This is a genomic window from Janthinobacterium longum, assembly GCF_051380735.1.
In the GTDB taxonomy this organism is placed as follows: domain Bacteria; phylum Pseudomonadota; class Gammaproteobacteria; order Burkholderiales; family Burkholderiaceae_D; genus Janthinobacterium.
In genome coordinates, this window is the sequence record NZ_JBNYXQ010000013.1 from 75,185 (window position 1) to 94,169 (window position 18,985).

At 62.7% G+C, this 18,985-nt stretch carries 16 protein-coding genes; 8 read left to right on the plus strand and 8 right to left on the minus strand.

What is annotated here, in order from left to right:
* Positions 1–2 precede the first annotated feature (2 nt).
* Positions 3–3,146 (minus strand): NAD(P)-binding protein, encoded by a 3,144-nt coding sequence (locus ACQ4WM_RS23150; RefSeq protein WP_436549003.1) that lies wholly within the window; start codon positions 3,144–3,146, stop codon positions 3–5.
* A gap of 137 nt (positions 3,147–3,283) precedes the next feature.
* Between ACQ4WM_RS23150 and ACQ4WM_RS23155 the strand changes: the two genes are divergently transcribed.
* The 5 genes from ACQ4WM_RS23155 to ACQ4WM_RS23175 all read left to right on the plus strand — a co-directional run bounded on the left by ACQ4WM_RS23155 (position 3,284) and on the right by ACQ4WM_RS23175 (position 6,513).
* Positions 3,284–3,859, plus strand: a complete 576-nt coding sequence (locus tag ACQ4WM_RS23155) for a phosphohydrolase (protein ID WP_436549004.1) — start codon at positions 3,284–3,286, stop codon at positions 3,857–3,859.
* Between the two features lie 359 nt (positions 3,860–4,218).
* A complete protein-coding gene (locus ACQ4WM_RS23160; protein WP_436549005.1) occupies positions 4,219–4,809 on the plus strand; it encodes a response regulator in 591 nt (196 codons plus the stop codon).
* A gap of 193 nt (positions 4,810–5,002) precedes the next feature.
* Positions 5,003–5,275 (plus strand): hypothetical protein, encoded by a 273-nt coding sequence (locus ACQ4WM_RS23165; protein WP_436549006.1) that lies wholly within the window; start codon positions 5,003–5,005, stop codon positions 5,273–5,275.
* 57 nt (positions 5,276–5,332) lie between these two features.
* A complete protein-coding gene (locus tag ACQ4WM_RS23170) occupies positions 5,333–5,932 on the plus strand; it encodes a chromate transporter (RefSeq protein ID WP_436549007.1) in 600 nt (199 codons plus the stop codon).
* Positions 5,929–6,513 (plus strand): chromate transporter, encoded by a 585-nt coding sequence (locus ACQ4WM_RS23175; protein WP_436549008.1) that lies wholly within the window; start codon positions 5,929–5,931, stop codon positions 6,511–6,513. The genes ACQ4WM_RS23170 and ACQ4WM_RS23175 overlap by 4 nt, the downstream gene beginning before the upstream one ends.
* Positions 6,514–6,528: 15 nt before the next feature.
* On the opposite strand, the gene urtE is transcribed toward ACQ4WM_RS23175, so the two are convergent.
* The 6 genes from urtE to ACQ4WM_RS23205 all read right to left on the minus strand — a co-directional run bounded on the left by urtE (position 6,529) and on the right by ACQ4WM_RS23205 (position 13,194).
* Entirely contained in the window at positions 6,529–7,227 is a 699-nt protein-coding gene (urtE, locus tag ACQ4WM_RS23180; protein WP_436549009.1) for an urea ABC transporter ATP-binding subunit UrtE, read from the minus strand.
* A gap of 1 nt (position 7,228) precedes the next feature.
* Complete coding sequence (gene urtD / locus ACQ4WM_RS23185) at positions 7,229–8,059, minus strand: urea ABC transporter ATP-binding protein UrtD (protein ID WP_436549010.1); 831 nt, start codon at positions 8,057–8,059, stop codon at positions 7,229–7,231.
* The gene (urtC, locus tag ACQ4WM_RS23190; protein WP_436549011.1) at positions 8,056–9,177 is read right to left on the minus strand and encodes an urea ABC transporter permease subunit UrtC; all 1,122 of its coding nucleotides are present in this window, start codon (positions 9,175–9,177) and stop codon (positions 8,056–8,058) included. The genes urtD and urtC overlap by 4 nt, the downstream gene beginning before the upstream one ends.
* The gene (gene urtB / locus ACQ4WM_RS23195; RefSeq protein WP_436549012.1) at positions 9,174–10,781 is read right to left on the minus strand and encodes an urea ABC transporter permease subunit UrtB; all 1,608 of its coding nucleotides are present in this window, start codon (positions 10,779–10,781) and stop codon (positions 9,174–9,176) included. The genes urtC and urtB overlap by 4 nt, the downstream gene beginning before the upstream one ends.
* Before the next feature lie 152 nt (positions 10,782–10,933).
* The gene (gene urtA, locus ACQ4WM_RS23200) at positions 10,934–12,187 is read right to left on the minus strand and encodes an urea ABC transporter substrate-binding protein (RefSeq protein ID WP_436549013.1); all 1,254 of its coding nucleotides are present in this window, start codon (positions 12,185–12,187) and stop codon (positions 10,934–10,936) included.
* A gap of 197 nt (positions 12,188–12,384) precedes the next feature.
* Positions 12,385–13,194 (minus strand): DUF4349 domain-containing protein, encoded by an 810-nt coding sequence (locus tag ACQ4WM_RS23205; protein WP_436549014.1) that lies wholly within the window; start codon positions 13,192–13,194, stop codon positions 12,385–12,387.
* Between the two features lie 229 nt (positions 13,195–13,423).
* Between ACQ4WM_RS23205 and ACQ4WM_RS23210 the strand changes: the two genes are divergently transcribed.
* Genes ACQ4WM_RS23210 through ACQ4WM_RS23220 form a run of 3 tightly spaced genes read left to right on the plus strand, consistent with a single transcriptional unit; the run spans position 13,424 to position 18,627 of the window.
* Entirely contained in the window at positions 13,424–13,996 is a 573-nt protein-coding gene (locus tag ACQ4WM_RS23210; RefSeq protein ID WP_436549015.1) for a DUF2760 domain-containing protein, read from the plus strand.
* Entirely contained in the window at positions 13,993–15,852 is a 1,860-nt protein-coding gene (locus ACQ4WM_RS23215) for an Hsp70 family protein (RefSeq protein ID WP_436549016.1), read from the plus strand. The genes ACQ4WM_RS23210 and ACQ4WM_RS23215 overlap by 4 nt, the downstream gene beginning before the upstream one ends.
* Entirely contained in the window at positions 15,853–18,627 is a 2,775-nt protein-coding gene (locus ACQ4WM_RS23220; RefSeq protein ID WP_436549017.1) for an Hsp70 family protein, read from the plus strand.
* Positions 18,628–18,774: 147 nt separating this feature from the next.
* On the opposite strand, the gene ACQ4WM_RS23225 is transcribed toward ACQ4WM_RS23220, so the two are convergent.
* Positions 18,775–18,957 (minus strand): hypothetical protein, encoded by a 183-nt coding sequence (locus ACQ4WM_RS23225; RefSeq protein WP_436549018.1) that lies wholly within the window; start codon positions 18,955–18,957, stop codon positions 18,775–18,777.
* Positions 18,958–18,985: the final 28 nt, after the last annotated feature.

Consider the following 18,985-nt stretch of genomic DNA (forward strand, 5'->3'; position numbering starts at 1 on the left):
ACTCAGAAGTCGGTCTCGCCCTTGATCACCGCCGGGTGCCCGGTCATCGCGCGCGAAGTCTGCATGCCCGCCATCACGGCCGCCTCGACACAACCGGCATTGAGCCCCGTTTTGATCCAGTCGCCGGTCAGGAACAGGTTGCTGAAACCCGACTGGTCGGCCGCCAGCCGGTATTGTGTGCTGCCGACTACCGACATCACGTAGCGTTCGGACGGGTCGACGTTGGCGCGCCAGTACTGGCTGTCGAAGCGGGCCGGGCCGCTGGCCTGTTTCGCGTCGACCAGCCACTGCCAGGGAAACGCGCCGGCCGGCGCCGCCTCTGGCCATAGAGCGGCGATCTGGTTTTCCAGCTGATTGACGGCGCCGCGCTTTGCCTGCGCTGCACAACGGGCCGGAAACGCCGTGTCGGTCACGGGCGGGTAGGCATCGACCGGAAACGCGCTGCAAAAATAGGACACGTTCTTCGGTTCCAGCTCTGCCGGCCAGTCTTCATGCGCCAGCAACTGGTCCATCGGCGCCCAGGTATCGTAGGGTTCCACAAAGGCCGACAGCACCGGCTGCTGGCCGCCCGGCTGCGTGGTCCAGCCCATCTGCGCCAGGTCCTTGTTCAGCCATACCTGATAGGCTTGCGTGGCAACCGTTTTTACCTTGCCGACCGTCTGCGCCAGCGCCGGACTGGCTGCCAGCAACTGCGGGCACAGCGCCGGCAGCGAGCCGATGGAGATGCCGAACACCACCTTGTCGAAGTCGACGCCTTTCTTCAACACCGTGACGGGCAGCGGCTGGCCGAAAGCCTGCTGGTACTGCTGCGGCCAGTCGCTCCAGTACGACTCCAGATTGATGCCGGCCTGTTGCAGCAGGGCCGCCTGGGCAGGCTCCAACTGCTCGTAATCGGGCGTACTAGGCCAGCAGGCCAGGCCTTTCACGTCGACCAGCGGCGCGTAGCCGGCGGCCGGCTTGCGCAACGCCACCTGTTCGGTAATGCGGATGCTCTCGATCTCGTTGGCGCCGGCGCCGGTGCCGGGCACCAGTTCTTCCACGCGCTGGAAGAACTTGAACTGCACGCCGCGTTTTTTCAACACTTCATACAGGGGCGTGAAGATAGTGTCGCCCATGCCGGCCTGCATCTTGAACATGATGCCGCCCTTGTAGGCCAGGCCGATGCGCGCCATCGAACGCAGCAAGGTGCCGGCCTCAATATTCGGCTTTGAAAAATCGCCGCCTTCATAGGCAAATACCAGGTCGTAGAAGCCGCGCACAGGGGCCGAATCTATGCTGAAGCGCTCGTCGCCGCCATGCTTGCGCAGCCAGTCGCGAAAATCAATATCGTTGATGACGTCAAAACCATGCTTGAACACGCCATCTTCGAAACAGCCCTTCAGCACCGTGATGCCCAGGTCCAGGCAGGTAAACAGCCGGCGCAACTCGTCGTCTGCCTCGATCAGTGCGCGGTAGCGCAACCGCAGCCAGGCGCGGATGCCGGAAAGCGTACCGGCCAGCAGTTGATGGCGGGCCGCATCGTGGCGCCTGGAGTCGGGCGCCAGGTCGGCTACCAGCGCCACCAGCGCAGCGACGGACAAACCCACGTCCAGTCCCAGCTCGTCGGCCTGCTCCACCACTTCGTCGGCCAGCCGGCGCAGCCAGCCCGGCCACTTGCCTTCGCCACCCTGGCCCAGGTCGGCGGCGGCGCGGGCGATGCGCGCGTCGGCCTCGGCCACCTGCCGGATCTGGCGCAGCCACTGTTCGATCCAGCCCACCATCGCCACCGCCATCTGCCACAGCGTGACGTCTTCGCCGCCCTCGCCCGGTTCGCCCGGCAAGGTGGGAAACACGATCGACCAGTTGCGCCACTCGCCGCGCACGTCTTCCGACAGCGCCACGTAATCGTGCTGCTTGAAGGCGTCGCGCCAGGTGGCCAACGGCGCGCCAGGCGGTCGGTCCAGGCTGGCGTATGCCTGCTTGATCATGCTGAAGGCGTTGGCATAAAAGCCGAACCAGATATGCAGGCCGTGTTCCTCGATGCGCTGGCCAAACTGCGCATTGCGCCCGCTGGCGCCCTTGCCGCCCAGGCGCCAGCCCAGCTGGTAGACGGTGATCGCGTGCTGGTTTTGCCAGCCCGGCTGGTCGCTCAAGTACCAGGCCGTCGTCAGTGCGCCGACGCCGCCACCGAGTATGGCGATTTTTTCCGGCGCGATGGCCGAATTGTCGACCAGCTCCTCGCCCGGCATGGCGGTGAAGTCGAAATTCACATTGAATGGCAAGATGGCCGATTGCGCGCCCAGCTTCAGGCCCAGGGTCTGGTCCAGCGGGAAGCTGTCGAAGGCGTGCAAGGTGCATTCGTATTCATGGCCCAGCAAACGGCCGCTGTGCAGGCGGTTGATTTCGGCCGGCGCCGCCACCAGCGCCTGGTAGACGGCTTTCACACCCGCGCTGTCGGGGAACTGCTTGAGGAAGATCTGGTCGATGCGCGGCTTGCGCAGCAGCGACAGGATATCGTGCCAGCCGGCAGGGTCGAGGTCGAAAAAGTCGGGAATGGAGAGGAAAATCTTGAAGGCCTGCTCGATCAGTTCCAGAAAACTGCTGACGGGTTTGTGCGGCCCGGTCTGCACGATGGCGTTTACTTCCAGCAGCGGGTGCAGGGCGATTTTCGTTTCGGGAGAAAACGACTGGAAGCCCCTGGCGGCCACCGAGCAGCGCAGCGGCTCGCTGCCTGCTTCGGGGATCTCGTATTCGCACAGGTATTTCGGGTAGCCGAACAGTTCGCGTCCGTTAATCAGGGCCATCGCGTCATCGACAAAGATATGGCATGGGTACCAATAGAGATGGGCCAGCTTGCCGTGCTCATCCATCTCGCCGACCATCACCCAGGTGACGATATCGACTTCCGTGATCCAGCCCTTGGCCTGGTCGACCGGGTTGGCCGAGTCGGCATGGTTGACCCGCGTAAAGGTCAGCATCACGTAAGGCGACAAGACCTTGAACGTCATGCGCTTGCCGGCCACCTGGTTCAGGGTGCTGTCGACGGTTGCCTGCAGCTTCGTCAGCTCGCCCTTGACGAAGTAGCCGTACATCTCGGACTGTTTCAGTTGCAGCGGCGAGTGCATCATTACCGAGCCGCCCTGGTAGATATAAGAAGGTCTTGCCATAATCGCCACGCCCCCGCAGATGAAGAGTAAATGTTGCATATAGTCTAGGCGGAAATGAAAGATTGTCGATATGAAATTAATTGCAGGGTCAGCCATGGGAACCTGCCTTGCTGCGCCGCGCGGTGTACGATGGCGGCATGCCCATCGCACCCGCCATCCGGACTATCGACATGCAAGCCGCTGCCATTACCACCGATTACGTTTCCACCTTTTCCGGCAACCGCTTCTATCCGCTGCGGCCCCATATCGACCGGGTCGCCATCGAGGATATCGCCCACGGCCTGGCCTACCAGTGCCGCTTCAATGGCCAGACGAAAACCTTTTATTCAATTGCCCAGCACAGCCTGATCGTCGCCAGCCTGGTGCCGCCGCCGCTGCGCCTGGCCGCCCTGCTGCACGACGCAGCCGAAGCCTATCTGGGCGACATGGTCAAGCCCTTGAAAGTGCTGATGCCGGAGTTTGCCGCACTGGAAGACCGGGTGACGGCCATCATCGCCGCCACCTACGGCATCGATTTTTCCGATTACGCGCCCATCAAGCGGGCCGACCTGATCGCGCTGGCCACCGAGAAGCGCGACCTGATGCCCCACTCGGCCGAGCGCTGGGCCTATCTTGACGGCATCGCTCCCTTGCCCGGTATAATTGTCGCCATGGACCCGGGTGTAGCAAAGCAATGCTTCCTGCAGCGTTTCCATGAATTAAGCGCTGCCTGACCTCACAGGCTGATGCCTCTTTGTCACGCTAAGCCACGGTTTTTGCAGGGCTTTTTCAGATATCCACAGCAACTGTGGATAAAGTTGTTGATAAGCCCCTCTTGACAAGCCGCAACGCCAGTATTGGTGCGGGTTTCAATAATTTGCTGAATTCGCAGGCAATTTTTTTCCTGAATATAATCAATGACTTGCGATATCACCTTTGCGCTGACGCAGGAATTTTTTGTCCATAAGGAAAAATATATTTTCTGTGTATAAGAGCACGGCGAAAAGCAGCTGCACATCCGCCCTGCCCTTTGACAAAGCGCGCGCACTGGCCTAAGGTAGATGCGGCGCGCACGCTCAACGCTGGGAAATGCATGAATACTGATACTGTAAAAGCCGCCAACGCGGAGAATGAACCGGACTGGCTGGTCGACGACCCGCAGCACGGCGATGACGAAGACGCCGTTCAGGCCAGCGCGCAACCGTGGCGCGTGCTGATCGTCGACGATGATGTCGACGTCCACGTGGTTACCAAATTCGCGCTCAGCCAGGCCAGCTTCGAAGGCCGCAGGCTGAGCTTTCTGCACGCCTATACGGGCGAAGAAGCATTGACCTTGCTGCGCAGCACACAAGATATTGCCGTGGTGCTGCTCGACGTCATCATGGAAACCCAGGATGCGGGCCTGCAGGTGGCGCGCCAGATCCGCGAAGACCTGCACAACAGCGCCGTGCGCATTATCCTGCGCACCGGCCAGCCGGGCCAGGCCCTTGAGCACCGTATCATCATCGACTACGATATCAACGATTTCTGGTGCAAGACCGATCTCACCACGCGCAAACTGTTTACCACCGTGATTTCTTCGCTGCGTACCTATGCCAGCCTGCGCGACGCCGAGCGGCAGGTCAGCGACCTGGCGGCAGCGCTCGAGCACTGCATCGAACTGCCTCCCCACCCTGCACGCTGAGACCGGCAGGGTAACTTTTGCTCGGCAAACAACAGCACTGGATGGGCATACAGCGCTTTCCTCCCGCTGCGCATCGCGCGCCACGCACCGCAAAAAACACAGTATTTCGCCGCGGCAGCGCTAAGTAGCGGATTGTTAAGCGCTTTTTCAGATATCCACACAGATTGTGGATATCTTTGTGGATAAGCGCCACTTGACAGCCCCCAAAGCCACAGCCGGTGCGGCTTTCAACAAACTGCTCAATCAAGCAGCAAAAATAAAATGTAATAAAATCAAATGGTTACAAACCGAATTATCGACAGCTGAAAATAGTTTCCAGAATTTCGCTACCTCATCATTTGTGCATAACTGCGCGGCAATGATTATTTCGGCAAGCCTGCATCCGCGCTTCCAGCAACAACCTCCCAATTTGCAGTTAGCCTGGCAAGCGGCAGCCCGCGCGCCCTATGGCGCCGCCGCCACTTGACTTTCGGTAGCGGCAAAAGCCATGGACAAGCGCATGCAGTGGCGGTGATAATCTGGCATGCCCAGCCCTTCCTTCGCGCCACTCGCCGACCCGCCCGAGACCAGCCAGCCCCGGCCAGCGTCGCTGTCCGACCTGTTTTTGTCGTTTACCTGGCTGGCCCTGCAGGGTTTTGGCGGCGTGCTGGCTGTAGTACAGCGCGAAATGGTCGAACGCAAGCGCTGGTTGACCCAGGAAGAGTTCCTGGAAGACTGGGCGGTGGCGCAGATCATGCCCGGCCCCAATGTCGTCAATCTGGCGCTGATGGTGGGCGGCCGCTATTTCGGCTTGCCCGGCGCCCTGACGGCGCTGGCCGGCATGCTGGCCGTGCCGCTGCTGATCGTGCTGTTGCTGGGCGTGCTGTACACGCATTTCGGCACTGACCCGCGACTGGCCGGTGCGCTGCGCGGCATGGCGGCCGTGTCGGCCGGCATGATCGCCGCCACCGGCATCAAGCTGGCCGCTTCCCTCACCAGGCACCCGCTGCCCCTGTGGCTGACCTTGAGCCTGGTGGCACTCGGCGTACTGGCGGTGGCCGTGCTGCGCCTGCCGCTGGTGTATGTGCTGCTGGTGCTGGGCGCGCTGGGCTGCACCCTCACTTATCGCAAGCTGTCGCCATGAACCCGCCGCTGCAACTCGTGCTGAGCACCTCCGACTGGCTCAGCCTGTTCTGCCACTATCTGATGCTCTCCCTGATGTCGGTCGGCGGCGCCATTTCCACCACCGCCGAGATGCACCGCTTCCTGGTGGAACAGCATGGCTGGCTGACGCAGGCGCAGTTCAATGAATCGATCGCCATCGCCCAGGCCGCGCCCGGTCCGAATGTATTGTTTGTCGCCCTGATGGGCTGGAACGTGGGCATGAACGCCGGCAGCACGGCCGCCGCCTGCCTGGGCGTGCTGGTCACCATGGTCGGCATCATGCTGCCCAGCACTACCCTGACCTATATGGCCGCCAGCTGGGGCCACCGCAACCGCCACCTGCGCGGCGTGCGTGCCTTCAAGCAAGGCATGGCGCCCATCGTGGTCGCCCTGCTGATCTCCACCGGCATGATACTCGGCGGCGCCAACCACAACCTGACCACCGACTGGCCGATCTGGAGCTTGTCGGTGGTGGCCGGCCTGATTATCTGGCGCACGAAAATACACCTGCTGTGGCTGCTGGGGGCAGGCGGTGTGCTGGGGTGGTTCAAGCTGATCTGAATTACCCCGCCAGGTTCACACGGCCAGATGCCGTTTGACATCCTCGCCATCCATCAATTGCGCCCCGCCGCCGGCCACCACGCTGCCGCGTGACAACACGATAAACTGGTCGGCCAGTTCGCGCGCGAAATCGAAATACTGTTCGCACAGCACGATGGCGATATCGCCGCGCTGCTTCAGCAGCCGGATCACGCGGCCGATATCCTTGATCACGGACGGCTGGATGCCTTCGGTCGGCTCATCGAAAATAATCAGCTCCGGGCTGGCCAGCAAGGCGCGCGCGATCGCCAGTTGCTGCTGCTGGCCGCCGGACAAATCGCCGCCGCGCCGCGCAAGCATTTCCTTCAGTACCGGAAACAGGTCATACACCATGTCGTCGATGCGCGAGGCCTGCCGGCCACTTTTCACGGCCATGCCCATCAGCAGGTTTTCCTCGACCGTCAGGCGGGCAAAAATGTCGCGCCCCTGCGGCACATAGGCCAGCCCGAGCCTGGCGCGCGCATGCGGCGACAATCTGGTGATATCGCGGCCATTGAACACCACCTTGCCCTGCGCCACCGGCAGCACGCCCATCAGGCACTTGAGCAAGGTAGTCTTGCCAACCCCATTGCGGCCCAGCAAAGCCAGGCATTCGCCTTTCTTCGCCGTCAGGGACACGCCGCGCAAGGTGTGCGAGGAGCCGTAATATTGGTTCAGTTGCATCACTTCCAGCATGTTATCTTCCCAGGTAGACTTCGATGACGCGTTCGTCGGCTTGCACCTCGTCCATGCGGCCCTGTGCCAGCACGCTGCCTTCATGCAGCACCGTCACGATGCCCTGCTGGGCGATTTCCGTGACAAAGCCCATGTCGTGCTCGACCACCATGATGGAATGCTTGCCGCGCAACTCGTTGAGCAGCTCCGCCGTACGCGCCGTTTCCGCGTCCGACATGCCGGCCACAGGTTCGTCGAGCAAGATCAATTGCGGCTCCTGCATCAGCAGCATGCCGATTTCCAGCCATTGCTTTTGCCCGTGCGACAGCAAGCCGGCCAGCCGCGCTTCCTGTCCATTCAGGCGGATCAGGCGCAAGATGGCCTCGATCTTGCCTTCCTGCTCGGCGTTCAGGCGCGCGAACAGGGTAGTGACCACCCGCTTGTTCATCTTCATCGCCAGTTCCAGGTTGTCGAACACCGTGTGCTGTTCGAAAACGGTGGGGCGCTGGAACTTGCGGCCGATGCCGGCGTGGGCGATCGCATATTCGGTCATGGTCGACAAGTCCATGGTCTGGCCGAACCAGGCCGTGCCCGAGGTGGGCCGCGTCTTGCCGGTGATCACGTCCATCATGGTGGTCTTGCCGGCGCCATTCGGGCCGATAATGCAGCGCAATTCGCCGGCCGAAATATCGAGGCTCAGCTTGTTGATCGCCTTGAAACCGTCGAACGACACCGTGATGTCTTCCAGGTACAGAATCGCGCCATGGGTGGTGTCGACGCCCTCGCCCTTGACCCTGGCATAGGACGCACCGGCTTCGCCGCCCGCCATGCCGGGTAGCATGCGGATGCTCATGCGGCCTCCTCTGCCGCCACGGCGGCTTGCTTGCGTTTCAGTTTGGCCAGTACGCCAAGCATACCCTGCTGCATGAACAAGGTGACGACGATAAACAGGAGGCCCAGCGCGAACAGCCACAGTTCCGGCAAGGCGGCCGTAAACCAGCTTTTCAAACCATTGACGGTAAATGCGCCCAGGATGGGGCCAATCAGCGTGCCGCGCCCGCCGACTGCCACCCACACCACCATCTCGATCGAATTGGCCGGCGACATTTCGGACGGGTTGATAATGCCCACCTGCGGCACATACAACGCGCCGGCTATGCCGCACAGCACGGCAGACAGGGTCCACACGAACAGCTTGAACCACAGCGGGTTATAGCCGAGGAACATCAGCCGTGCTTCGCCATCGCGCACGCCCTGCAGCACACGCCCCAGTTTCGAGCTGACGATGGCACGCGCACCGATCAGCGCCGTGACCAGGAACGCCAGCGTCAGGAGGAACAGCACGGCCTTGGTGGCCGGCGCTGTCACGCTGTAGCCGAGGATGGTCTTGAAGTCGGTAAAGCCGTTGTTGCCGCCAAAGCCGGTATCGTTGCGGAAGAACAGCAGCATGAAGGCATACGTCATGGCCTGCGTAATAATCGAAAAATACACGCCCTTGATGCGCGAACGAAACGCGAAGTAGCCGAACACAAACGCCAGCACACCCGGCACCAGCACCACCAGCGCCATGCAGTACCAGAAATGCTCCGTGAAGGCCCAATACCAGGGATAGATCTTCCAGTCGAGGAAGACCATAAAATCCGGCAAGGCGCTTTGATACTGGCCATTGGCGCCAATCGCGCGCATCAGATACATGCCGTGCGCATACGCGCCCAGCGCAAAGAACACGCCATGGCCCAGCGACAAAATGCCGGTATAGCCCCATACCAGGTCCAGCGCCAGCGCGGCCAGCGCATAGCACATGAACTTGCCGACCAGGCCGACCGTATAGGCCGACACATGCAGCGGATGACCTTCGGCAAACAGCAGGTTAAAGATTGGCAGCATGGCGGCCACCACGGTGAAGGCGGCAAGCGCTGCCCATACGGGCCGCGAGAACAGGCCCTGCTTGACGCGTAGAGAAGTAATCATTCGACGCTGCGTCCCTTCATGGCAAACAGGCCCTGCGGCCGGCGCTGGATAAAGATAATGATGAATACCAGGATGGCGATCTTGGCCAGTACTGCGCCCGCCACCGGCTCCAGGAATTTGTTGACTTCGCCCAGGCCGATGGCCGCGATCACGGTGCCGGCCAGCTGGCCCACGCCGCCCAGCACCACTACCATGAAGGAGTCGACGATATAGCTTTGCCCCAGGTCCGGCCCTACGTTGCCCAGCTGCGACAGCGCCACGCCACCGAGGCCGGCGATGCCGGAACCGAGGCCGAAGGTCAGCATGTCCACCTTGCCGGTGGCCACGCCCACGCAATCGGCCATGCGGCGGTTTTGCGTAACGGCGCGCACAAACAGGCCGAGCCGGGTTTTATTCAGGATCAACCACACGGCCACCACCACCAGCATGGCGAACACGATAATGGCGATGCGGTTGTACGGCAGCACCAAGGAGCCCAGCACCGTCACGCCACCCGACATCCAGGCCGGATTGGCCACTTCCACGTTCTGCGCGCCAAAAATGGTGCGTACCGTCTGCATCAAAATCAGGCTGATGCCCCAGGTGGCCAGCAAGGTTTCCAGCGGCCGGCCATACAGCCAGCGGATCACCGTGCGTTCAAGCACCACGCCGACCAGGCCGGCGACAAAGAACGCCGTCGGCAGCGCCGCAAGCAGATACCAGTCCTGCATGCCTGGCAAATACGCGCGGAAAAACAGCTGGCAAAGGTAAGTGGTGTAAGCGCCTATCATCAGCAACTCGCCGTGGGCCATATTGATGATGCCCATCAGCCCGAAGGTAATCGCCAGGCCCAGCGCCGCCAGCAGCAGCACGCTGCCCAGCGACAGGCCATAAAAGATATTGCCGATGAATTCGGTGCGCTGCACCCGTCCTTTGATTTTGGCTATGGTATCGACGGCGGCGATGCGCACGGATTCATCGGGCTCGCCCGGCTTGCCGTCAGCGCCTTTGTCTATCATCGCTTGCAACGGCGCCAGCAAACGCGCATCGCTGCTGACGCTCAGGTCCTGCACCGCCTGCTTGCGCGCGGCCACATCGGGCGCATGCAGGTTAGCGCTGGCGATCAGCAACTGCAGCATCTGTTTGATCTCGGCATCGTTCTCCTGCGCCAGCGCCTTGCGGATCAGGGGCAGCTGTGCCGGGCTGACGGCTTGTTGCAATTCGCGGGCTGCGGCAAGACGCGCGGCACGTTCCGGCGCCAGCAGTTTCAGGCCCGACAAAGCGCCTTCGACCACGCCGCGCAGGCGGTTGTTGACCATCACGCCGTCGATGCCGTCCGGTGCAGGCCCGGTCTTGCCGGTGGCGGGATCATAGGCTAGACCGCCGTCACCCTCGACGATCAGCAACTGGCCGCCCGGCGTGGCATACAGGGTTTCGGCCTGCAATGCCTGCAGCACACGGGCAGCCTCGGGCGTGGCCAGGGCGGCAATCTGGCCGACGGCCGCAACCCGGGCTTCGGGGTCGTCGCCGGACAGCGGTTTCAGCAAGGCGGGATCGATGGCGGCCTGTGCCAAAGAAGAGAAAATCAGACAGGCGAAGACCAGCAGTTTGGGGAGGAGCTGCATGCGCATGGGTTCCTGGATGGAAAAGCAACTATGTTGATGAGCTTCCTTACCCCGAAGGCAAATTCCAGGGTCAGACCCGACGGGACTCGGCGTCCCCGTCTGGCCCCCAGCTCTTTGCCTGGGGTCACAACTAAGTTTCGACGCGCAAGCGATTACAACTTCTGCTTCGCCTCATTACCCTTGATATACGGGCTCCACGGCTGGGCGCGGATCGGCTCCTTGGTTTTCCACACCACATTGAACTGGCCGTCGGCCTTGATTTCGCCGATCATCACCGGCTTGTGCAGGTGGTGGTTGGTGGCATCCATGGTCAGCGTAAAGCCCGACGGCGCCTTGAAGGTCTGGCCACCCATGGCGGCGATCACCTTGTCGGTATCGGTCGACTTGGCCTTTTCCACCGCCTGCGCCCACATATGGATGCCGACATAGGTCGCTTCCATCGGATCGTTGGTGACCACCGAGGCGGCGTTCGGCAGCTTCTGCTTGACAGCGTAGGCCTTCCACTTCTTGATGAAGTCGGTATTTACCGGGTTCTTGACGGACTCGAAATAGTTCCACGCCGCCAGGTGGCCCAGCAAAGGCTTGGTGTCGATGCCGCGCAGCTCTTCCTCGCCGACCGAGAAAGCCACCACCGGCACGTCGGTGGCTTTCAGGCCGGCATTGCCCAGTTCCTTGTAGAACGGCACGTTCGAATCGCCATTGATGGTCGAGATAACGGCCGTCTTGCCGCCGGCCGAAAACTTCTTGATATTGGCAACGATGGTCTGGTAGTCGGCATGGCCGAACGGCGTGTAGACCTCGCTGATATCGCTGTCCTTGACACCCTTGCTTTTCAGGAAAGCGCGCAGGATCTTGTTGGTCGTGCGCGGATACACATAATCGGTGCCCAACAGCACAAAACGTTTAGCCCCGCCACCATCGGCGCTCATCAGGTATTCGACGGCGGGAATTGCCTGCTGGTTCGGCGCGGCGCCCGTATAAAACACATTCTTTTCCAGTTCCTCGCCCTCGTACTGCACCGGGTAGAACAGCAAGCTGTTGAGTTCCTTGAACACTGGCAGCACCGACTTGCGCGACACCGAGGTCCAGCAGCCGAACACCACCGACACCTTGTCCTGCGCTACCAGCTGACGCGCTTTTTCCGCAAACAGCGGCCAGTTCGAAGCCGGGTCGACCACTACAGGTTCCAGCTGCTTGCCCAGCACACCACCCTTGGCATTGATCTCGGCGATCGTCATCAGCGCCACGTCTTTCAGCGACGTTTCGGAAATGGCCATGGTGCCGGACAGGGAATGCAAAATCCCTACCTTGATGGTATCGGCGGCAAACGCCGACTGCATGCAGGCCGAGGCAACCATGGCCAATGCGCCTGCTGCTGCCGCTTTCAAGATGATGCGTCGTGACATGTGGACTCCTGAGTGTGGATGGATAGTCGAGAGGGGCATACAGGGTTGTTAAAGCAGAATGCATGCCAGCGTCGGCTTGCTCGCCACATGAGCAAATACGCCATTGTCTGGTGCGCACGCGTATTTCTTGCACGAAAAAAAACCCGGATGCACAAGGGCTGTGCAACCGGGTTCTGCAAATGCAACGCGCTGGTGCTTTACTTTTCAACGCCCTTGCGTGGTGCGCGCAGGCGGCGCCAGCCTTTGCGCAGCAGCGGGAAAAAGATGGCAAAGCCAACCAGCCACGGCAGGATAAACGCGAGCGCCGTGATGGCATTGGCCGTGCCCTCGGACAGGTTTTCCGTAAAGTTGCCCAAGGAGCGCTTGACGGGCGACCAGAAGCTGCGCTTGCCTTGCGCGCTGATCGCAACATTGAGCAAGTCGGTGTCGATGCGCTGCATCAGCAGCGAGTTGGCGGCCGTCGCCTCTTCCAGTTCTGTCTGTACGGTGGCCAGTTCTTTCGTGACCTTGATCAGTGCATCGACATTATTACCAGAGCGTTTTTCCAGTTCCTGCAACTGCGCCTGGTACTGCCTGAGCATTTCCAGGCGCTTGCGGCTGTCCAGCACGGGGCGCCCCAGATCTTCAGCCTTGGTGCCTTGACTGGTCAGCTCGCCTTCGGTCGCCACCAGCGCGACCAGCTTCACGATGCCGGCCGGCTTGGCGCGCAGGCTGATGCGCGCCTGCATGTAACGGCCGCTATCGAGACTGGAATCGAGCAGCATGCAGCCGTTTGCGGTATCGGCCTTGCAGGCGGCCACCACTTTTTCATACAGCGGTTGCACCCGGGCCTCGCTGGTATCGACGCCAACCGAATGTTCATAGGCGAGAAACTCCGCGCCCTTTTCCTTGCCCTGCAAGCGCGCAGCACTCGACTGCCCGCCAGCTTCTCCCTTGCTGCCGCAGCCAGCCAGCGCGATCAGCACCATGGCCGCCACCACCTTGACCTTCTTGATAGAAAATTGCATGATTTCCTTTTTATTAATATGGCATTGCCTGCATTTTATTGCCAAACGTAATTTGTGACCAACGCGGTGGACGGCGCCCGCTTTGGCCCAGCGCCGCTAACTGGTATCATGCGGGCAAACGCTGGCCTGCCCATGGCCCCAGCCTTGCAACACACCGCGAAGCGGCCCCGCGCATCGAGCTGTTCAGGCGCGCGCCGCCGACGCCATACTATAAGAGAAACCATCCATCATGAGCACACCAAATCATCCATCGTTCTGGCGCCGCATCCCGCTGGCGTTTGGCGCCTTTTTCAGCACCCTGTCCGATGGCGCTTATGCCGCCCGCGTGGAAAAGCTGAACCTGCCCGAGGCGGCACCGGTCGCGCCAGTCACGCCTGCGCCGGCGCCTGCACCTGCCGCCGCCCCTGTTATCCTGAAAGAAGCCACGCCTGACGCCGCCCTGCAACTGCTGGCGCTGCTGCAACGTGAAGCACGCCTGATCGACTTTACCCAGGAAAACCTGGCCAGCCATGCAGACGCCGATATCGGCGCGGCCGCCCGCGTGGTGCACGAAGGCTGCGCCAAGGTGATGCGCGAGTACTTCAGCATCGAACCGGTACGCGCGGAAAACGAAGGCAGCCGCATCGTGCTGCAGGAAGGTTTTGATCCAGCTGCCGTGCGCCTGACCGGCAATGTGGTCGGCTCGGCGCCGTTCAAGGGAACCCTGAGCCATCGCGGCTGGCGTGCGTCCAGCGTGCGCCTGCCGAAACTGAACGACAAGCACGACGCGGCCATCCTGGCGCCAGCCGAGGTGGAGCTGTGAGCGCGCAAACTGCGCAATTTGCGATCGGCATCGACCTGGGTACCACCCACAGCGCCCTGTCGTATGTGAACCTGGGCCTGAGCGACGGTGAAACATCGGTCCACGGCGTGCTGCAAGTGCCGCAGCTGTCAGCCCCGGGCACGCTGGAACAGCTGCCGCTGCTGCCGTCGTTTGTGTATCTGCCGCACAGCGACGAAGTGGCGCCCGGCGACCTGGCCCTGCCCTGGGTGACGCAAGAAGTCGAGGCGCCGTTCGTGGTCGGCGAAATGGCCCGCAGCCGTGGCGCCACCACGCCGATCCGCCTGGTATCGAGTGCCAAAAGCTGGCTGTGCCACCCTGGTGTGGACCGCCGCGCGGCCATCTTGCCGGCTGACGCACCACCCGAAGTTTCGCGCATCTCGCCGATCACGGCAGCCACGCGCTACCTGACGCATTTGCGCCAGGCCTGGGACCACGCCCACCCTGAAGCGCCGTTTGCGCAGCAGGAAATCACCGTCACCATCCCCGCCTCGTTCGACCCATCGGCGCGCGAACTGACGATGGAAGCGGCGCAGGCCGCAGGCTACGGCAACCTGACCTTGCTGGAAGAGCCTCAAGCGGCTTTATATAGCTGGATACAGACCAGCGAAGGCCGCTGGCGCAAGGACGTGAAACCGGGCGACATTATCCTGGTGGTCGACGTGGGCGGCGGCACCAGCGACTTTTCGCTGATCGCCGTGCTCGAACGCGACGGCGTGCTCGAACCGCACCGCGTGGCCGTCGGCGAACATATCCTGCTCGGTGGCGACAATATGGATCTGGCACTGGCGCACCTGGTAGCACGCAAGCTGGCTGCCAGCGGCACCACGCTCGATGCCTGGCAAATGCGCGCGCTGACTTACGGCTGCCGCAGCGCCAAGGAAAGCCTGCTGGCCGACAGCGGCACGCAAAGCGCGCCGATTGTGGTACCGAGCCGCGGCTCGAAACTGATCGGCGGCTCGATCCGCACCGAACTGACGCGCGAGGAAGTATCGACCTTTATCCTTGACGGTTTCTTCCCGCAGGTAGAAGCGTCAAGCCGTCCTGCCGTGCGCACGCGCGCCGGCCTGACGCAACTGGGCCTGCCGTATGCGCAGGACGCGGCCATCACGCGCCACCTGGCCGCGTTTCTGGGCCGGCAAGTGGCGGCCACCGCCGAACTGGAAGGTTTTTCAGGTCGCCAGCCCGCCGAGGCCAGCTTTTTGCACCCGACCGCCGTGCTGTTCAACGGCGGCGTGTTCAAGTCCGACTTGCTGGTGCAGCGCATCATGGGCGCCGTCAACGACTGGCTGTACCTGGAAGGCGCGGAACCGGCGCGCATGCTGGCCGGCGCCGACCTGGACCTGGCGGTGGCGCGTGGCGCGGCCTACTACAGCTATGTGCGGCGCGGCCATGGCGTGCGCATACGCGGCGGCACGGCCAGCGCCTTTTACGTGGCGATCGAATCGGCCATGCCGGCCATCCCCGGCATGGAACCGCCCACCCAGGCCCTGTGCGTGGCGCCATTCGGCATGGAGGAAGGCAGCGAGCTGGAACTGCCGGGCCAGCAATTCGGCCTGGTGGTCGGCGAACCCGTGCACTTCCGCTTCTTTGCTTCGTCGACCCGCCGCAATGACCAGATCGGCGACCTGCTCGACTTCTGGGCGCCCGACGAACTGCAGGAACTGAGCGAGATCCAGGCCACCCTGTCGGCGGAAAACCGCCAGGCCGGCGATGTGGTGCAGGTGAAACTGCATGCGCGCGTGACCGAAGCGGGCACGCTCGAACTGCTGGCCGTCTCGCTGGATGGCGCCGAGCGCTGGAAGGTGGAGTTCGACGTACGCGGCGCAGTACAGTAAATGGCCAAGGCCAAGGCTCCGGCTTCTTGTCTGGTCGGCATCGACCTGGGCACCACCAATACTGTGGTCGCCTATGCTGACGCCAGCGATACGGCAGCCGGCATCAAATTGTTCCACATCGAACAGCTGCTGGCGCCGGGCGAAGTAGGGCCACGCGCGCTGCTGCCCTCGCTGCGCTACCACCCGACCGATGGCGAGCTGGCGCAGGACGAACTGCGCCTGCCCTGGTCCACAGCCGATGTTGCGGGCGTGGACAACGCCGTCACCGGCACCCTGGCGCGCGTGCTGGGCGGGCAGGTGCCGGGCCGGCTGGTGGCCAGCGCCAAGAGCTGGCTGTCGCATGCGCATGTCGACCGCCACGCACCTATCCTGCCCTGGGGCGCCGCAGACGATGTGGCCCGGGTTTCACCGGTCACGGCCAGCGCCAGCTATCTTGCGTATGTGCGCGCCGCCTGGAATGCGCGCTTTCCCGAAGCGCCGCTCGAACGCCAGGAACTGGTGCTGACGATTCCCGCCTCGTTCGACGAAGGCGCCCGCGCCTTGACCCTGGAAGCGGCGAAACTGGCCGGCCTGCCTACGCTCAGACTGGTGGAGGAACCGCAGGCCGCCTTTTATGACTTTTTGCACCGGCATCGCGACGACCTGCACACGCAACTGGCGCACACGCACCGCATCCTGGTGGTGGATGTAGGCGGCGGCACCACCGACTTCAGTCTGATCGACGTCGAGCGCGATGAAAACGGCGCGCCGCAATTCACACGCAGCGGCGTGGGCAACCATCTGATACTGGGCGGCGACAATATGGATCTGGCGCTGGCGCACCTGGTGGAGACACGGCTGGCGGCAGGCAGCGAGGGCGGCATCAAGCTGTCGGCCGCGCGCCTGTCGCAGCTGATGGAACGCTGCCGCGCCGCCAAGGAAGTGCTGCTATCACAGGACGCGCCCGACAAGACCACAGTCACGCTGCTGGGGGCCGGCTCGCGCCTGATAGGCGGCACGCGCTCGGTCGAGCTCACGCGCGAGGAAGTGGCCAGCATGGTGGTCGACGGTTTTTTCCCGCTGGTCGAAGCGTCCGACAAGGCCAGGAAGGGCCGCGCCGGCATCGTTGAATTCGGCCTGCCGTATGCGCAAGACGCGGCCATCACGCGCCATCTGGCCAGCTTTTTGCAGCAGCATCCCGGTGAACTGCCCGATACCCTGCTGCTGAACGGCGGCGTGTTCCGCGCCGACGCGCTGGCGCGGCGCCTGACGGACACCTTGAGCGCGTGGCGCGGTGCACCGGCTACCGTGCTGCACAACGACAACCCCGACGTCGCCGTCGCGCGTGGCGCCGTCGCCCATGGGCTGGCGCGTCGCGGCCAGGCGCCGCGCATTGCCGGCGGCTCGGCGCGCAGCTATTTCCTGGTACTTGGCGAGGGCAAGGACCAGCGTGCCGTCTGCATCCTGCCGCGCGGTGCAGCCAGCGGCGAAGAGGTCCGCCTGCTTGAGCGCCGCTTTGCGCTGCGCCTGGGCCGGCCGGTGCGCTTTCACCTGGCCTCATCGACCGGTGACACGGGGATGCCGCAGCAGCTGGGCGATATCGTCGACCTGAAAGAAGGCGACTTCGTGCGCCTGCCACCGCTGGCCAGCGTGCTGCACGACCCCGACCATCCGAACGACAAGCGTGAGATCACCGTGCAGCTGGCCACCGTGATGACGGAAGTCGGTACCCTGGAAGTGCATTGCGTGGCCGAGGAACAGGCCGGTTTGCGCTGGCTGCTGGAATTCCAGCTGCGCGGCGAGGAAGAGCCGGACAGCGAGGCCTCCACTGTTGCGCCGCGCATCAAGGAAGCGGTAGACAAGATCGAGCGCATCTTCGGCGGCAAGGCGCAAAAAGTCACGCCCAAGGAAGTGCGCCAGCTGCGCCAGCATCTGGAACAAGGCCTGGGCGGGCGCGAAGGCTGGGATACCGCCTTGCTGCGCCAGCTGTTCGACGCCCTGCTGCAGCGCAACCGGGGACGACGCCGGTCCGCCGAACATGAACGGGTGTGGCTGAACCTGGCCGGCTGGTGTTTGCGCCCCGGCTACGGCGACGCGCTCGATCCCTGGCGCATCGACCAGCTGTGGGCCATGTTCGAGGCCGGCGTGCAGCACCACAAGGACAGCCAGGTCTGCGCTGAATGGTGGACCCTGTGGCGCCGCGTCACCGGTGGCCTGGACGCTACCGCGCAACTGCGACTGCTGGACGATTTCGCCTTTAACCTGCAGGCCGATGTGGCCCAGCGCAGCAGCCGCCCCGTCACCCTGGTCAACGGCAGCACTGATGACATGCTGCGCCTGGGCGCGTCGCTGGAACGCATACCCGGCAGCTACAAGGCCGAAGTGGGCGCCTGGCTGCTCAAGCGCCTGGAAAAAACCAGGGGGCGCACCGATGCCGGCGACGCCCACAGCCTGTGGGCTTTGGCCCGCGTCGGCGCACGCCAGCCCTTCCACGGCAGCGCGCATGAAGTGGTGGAAGCCCGCACCGCTGCCGAATGGCTGGACATGCTACTGGTGCTGGACTGGAAGAAAACCGAAGCGGCCGCCTTTGCCAGCGCCCATATCGCCCGCATGACAGGCGACCGCTTGCGCGATATCGGCGACCACCAGCGGGCGACGATCATCGCCCGCCTGAAAGGCATCGGTGCGCCCGAGAGCTGGGTGGCAATGGTGCGCGAAGTGGTGCAGCTTGACGAAGCAAGTACCCGGCGCATGCTGGGCGAAGCGCTGCCGCCGGGCTTGAAATTGCTGGCTTGAGCGCTCGACAACATTATTGTAATGGCCCGCAGCTCCATGTAGGTAATCGCACTGATGGCAGGTTCGTCGTACGAATTAAGCTCGATGGAAGCCTGATGGCAGCCACCCAGCATGTCGATAAAGATATTCGTATCGAAGAGAATCAAGCTATTCGCTCCTGATCAGCTCCTGATATGCGACGCCGTCCAGCGGAATATCGTTGCGGTTTTTCCACATGACCTCGGCCGCTAGCAACGCTTCAGCGCGCAATCGCTTCTGGTCTTCCGGCGTACCTGATGGCCGGATAACGGTCACCGCAGAGGCAGGCTTGATATCTGGTCTGGCGCTCATTGAGGCCTCCCTTGATCAAATTTGATGA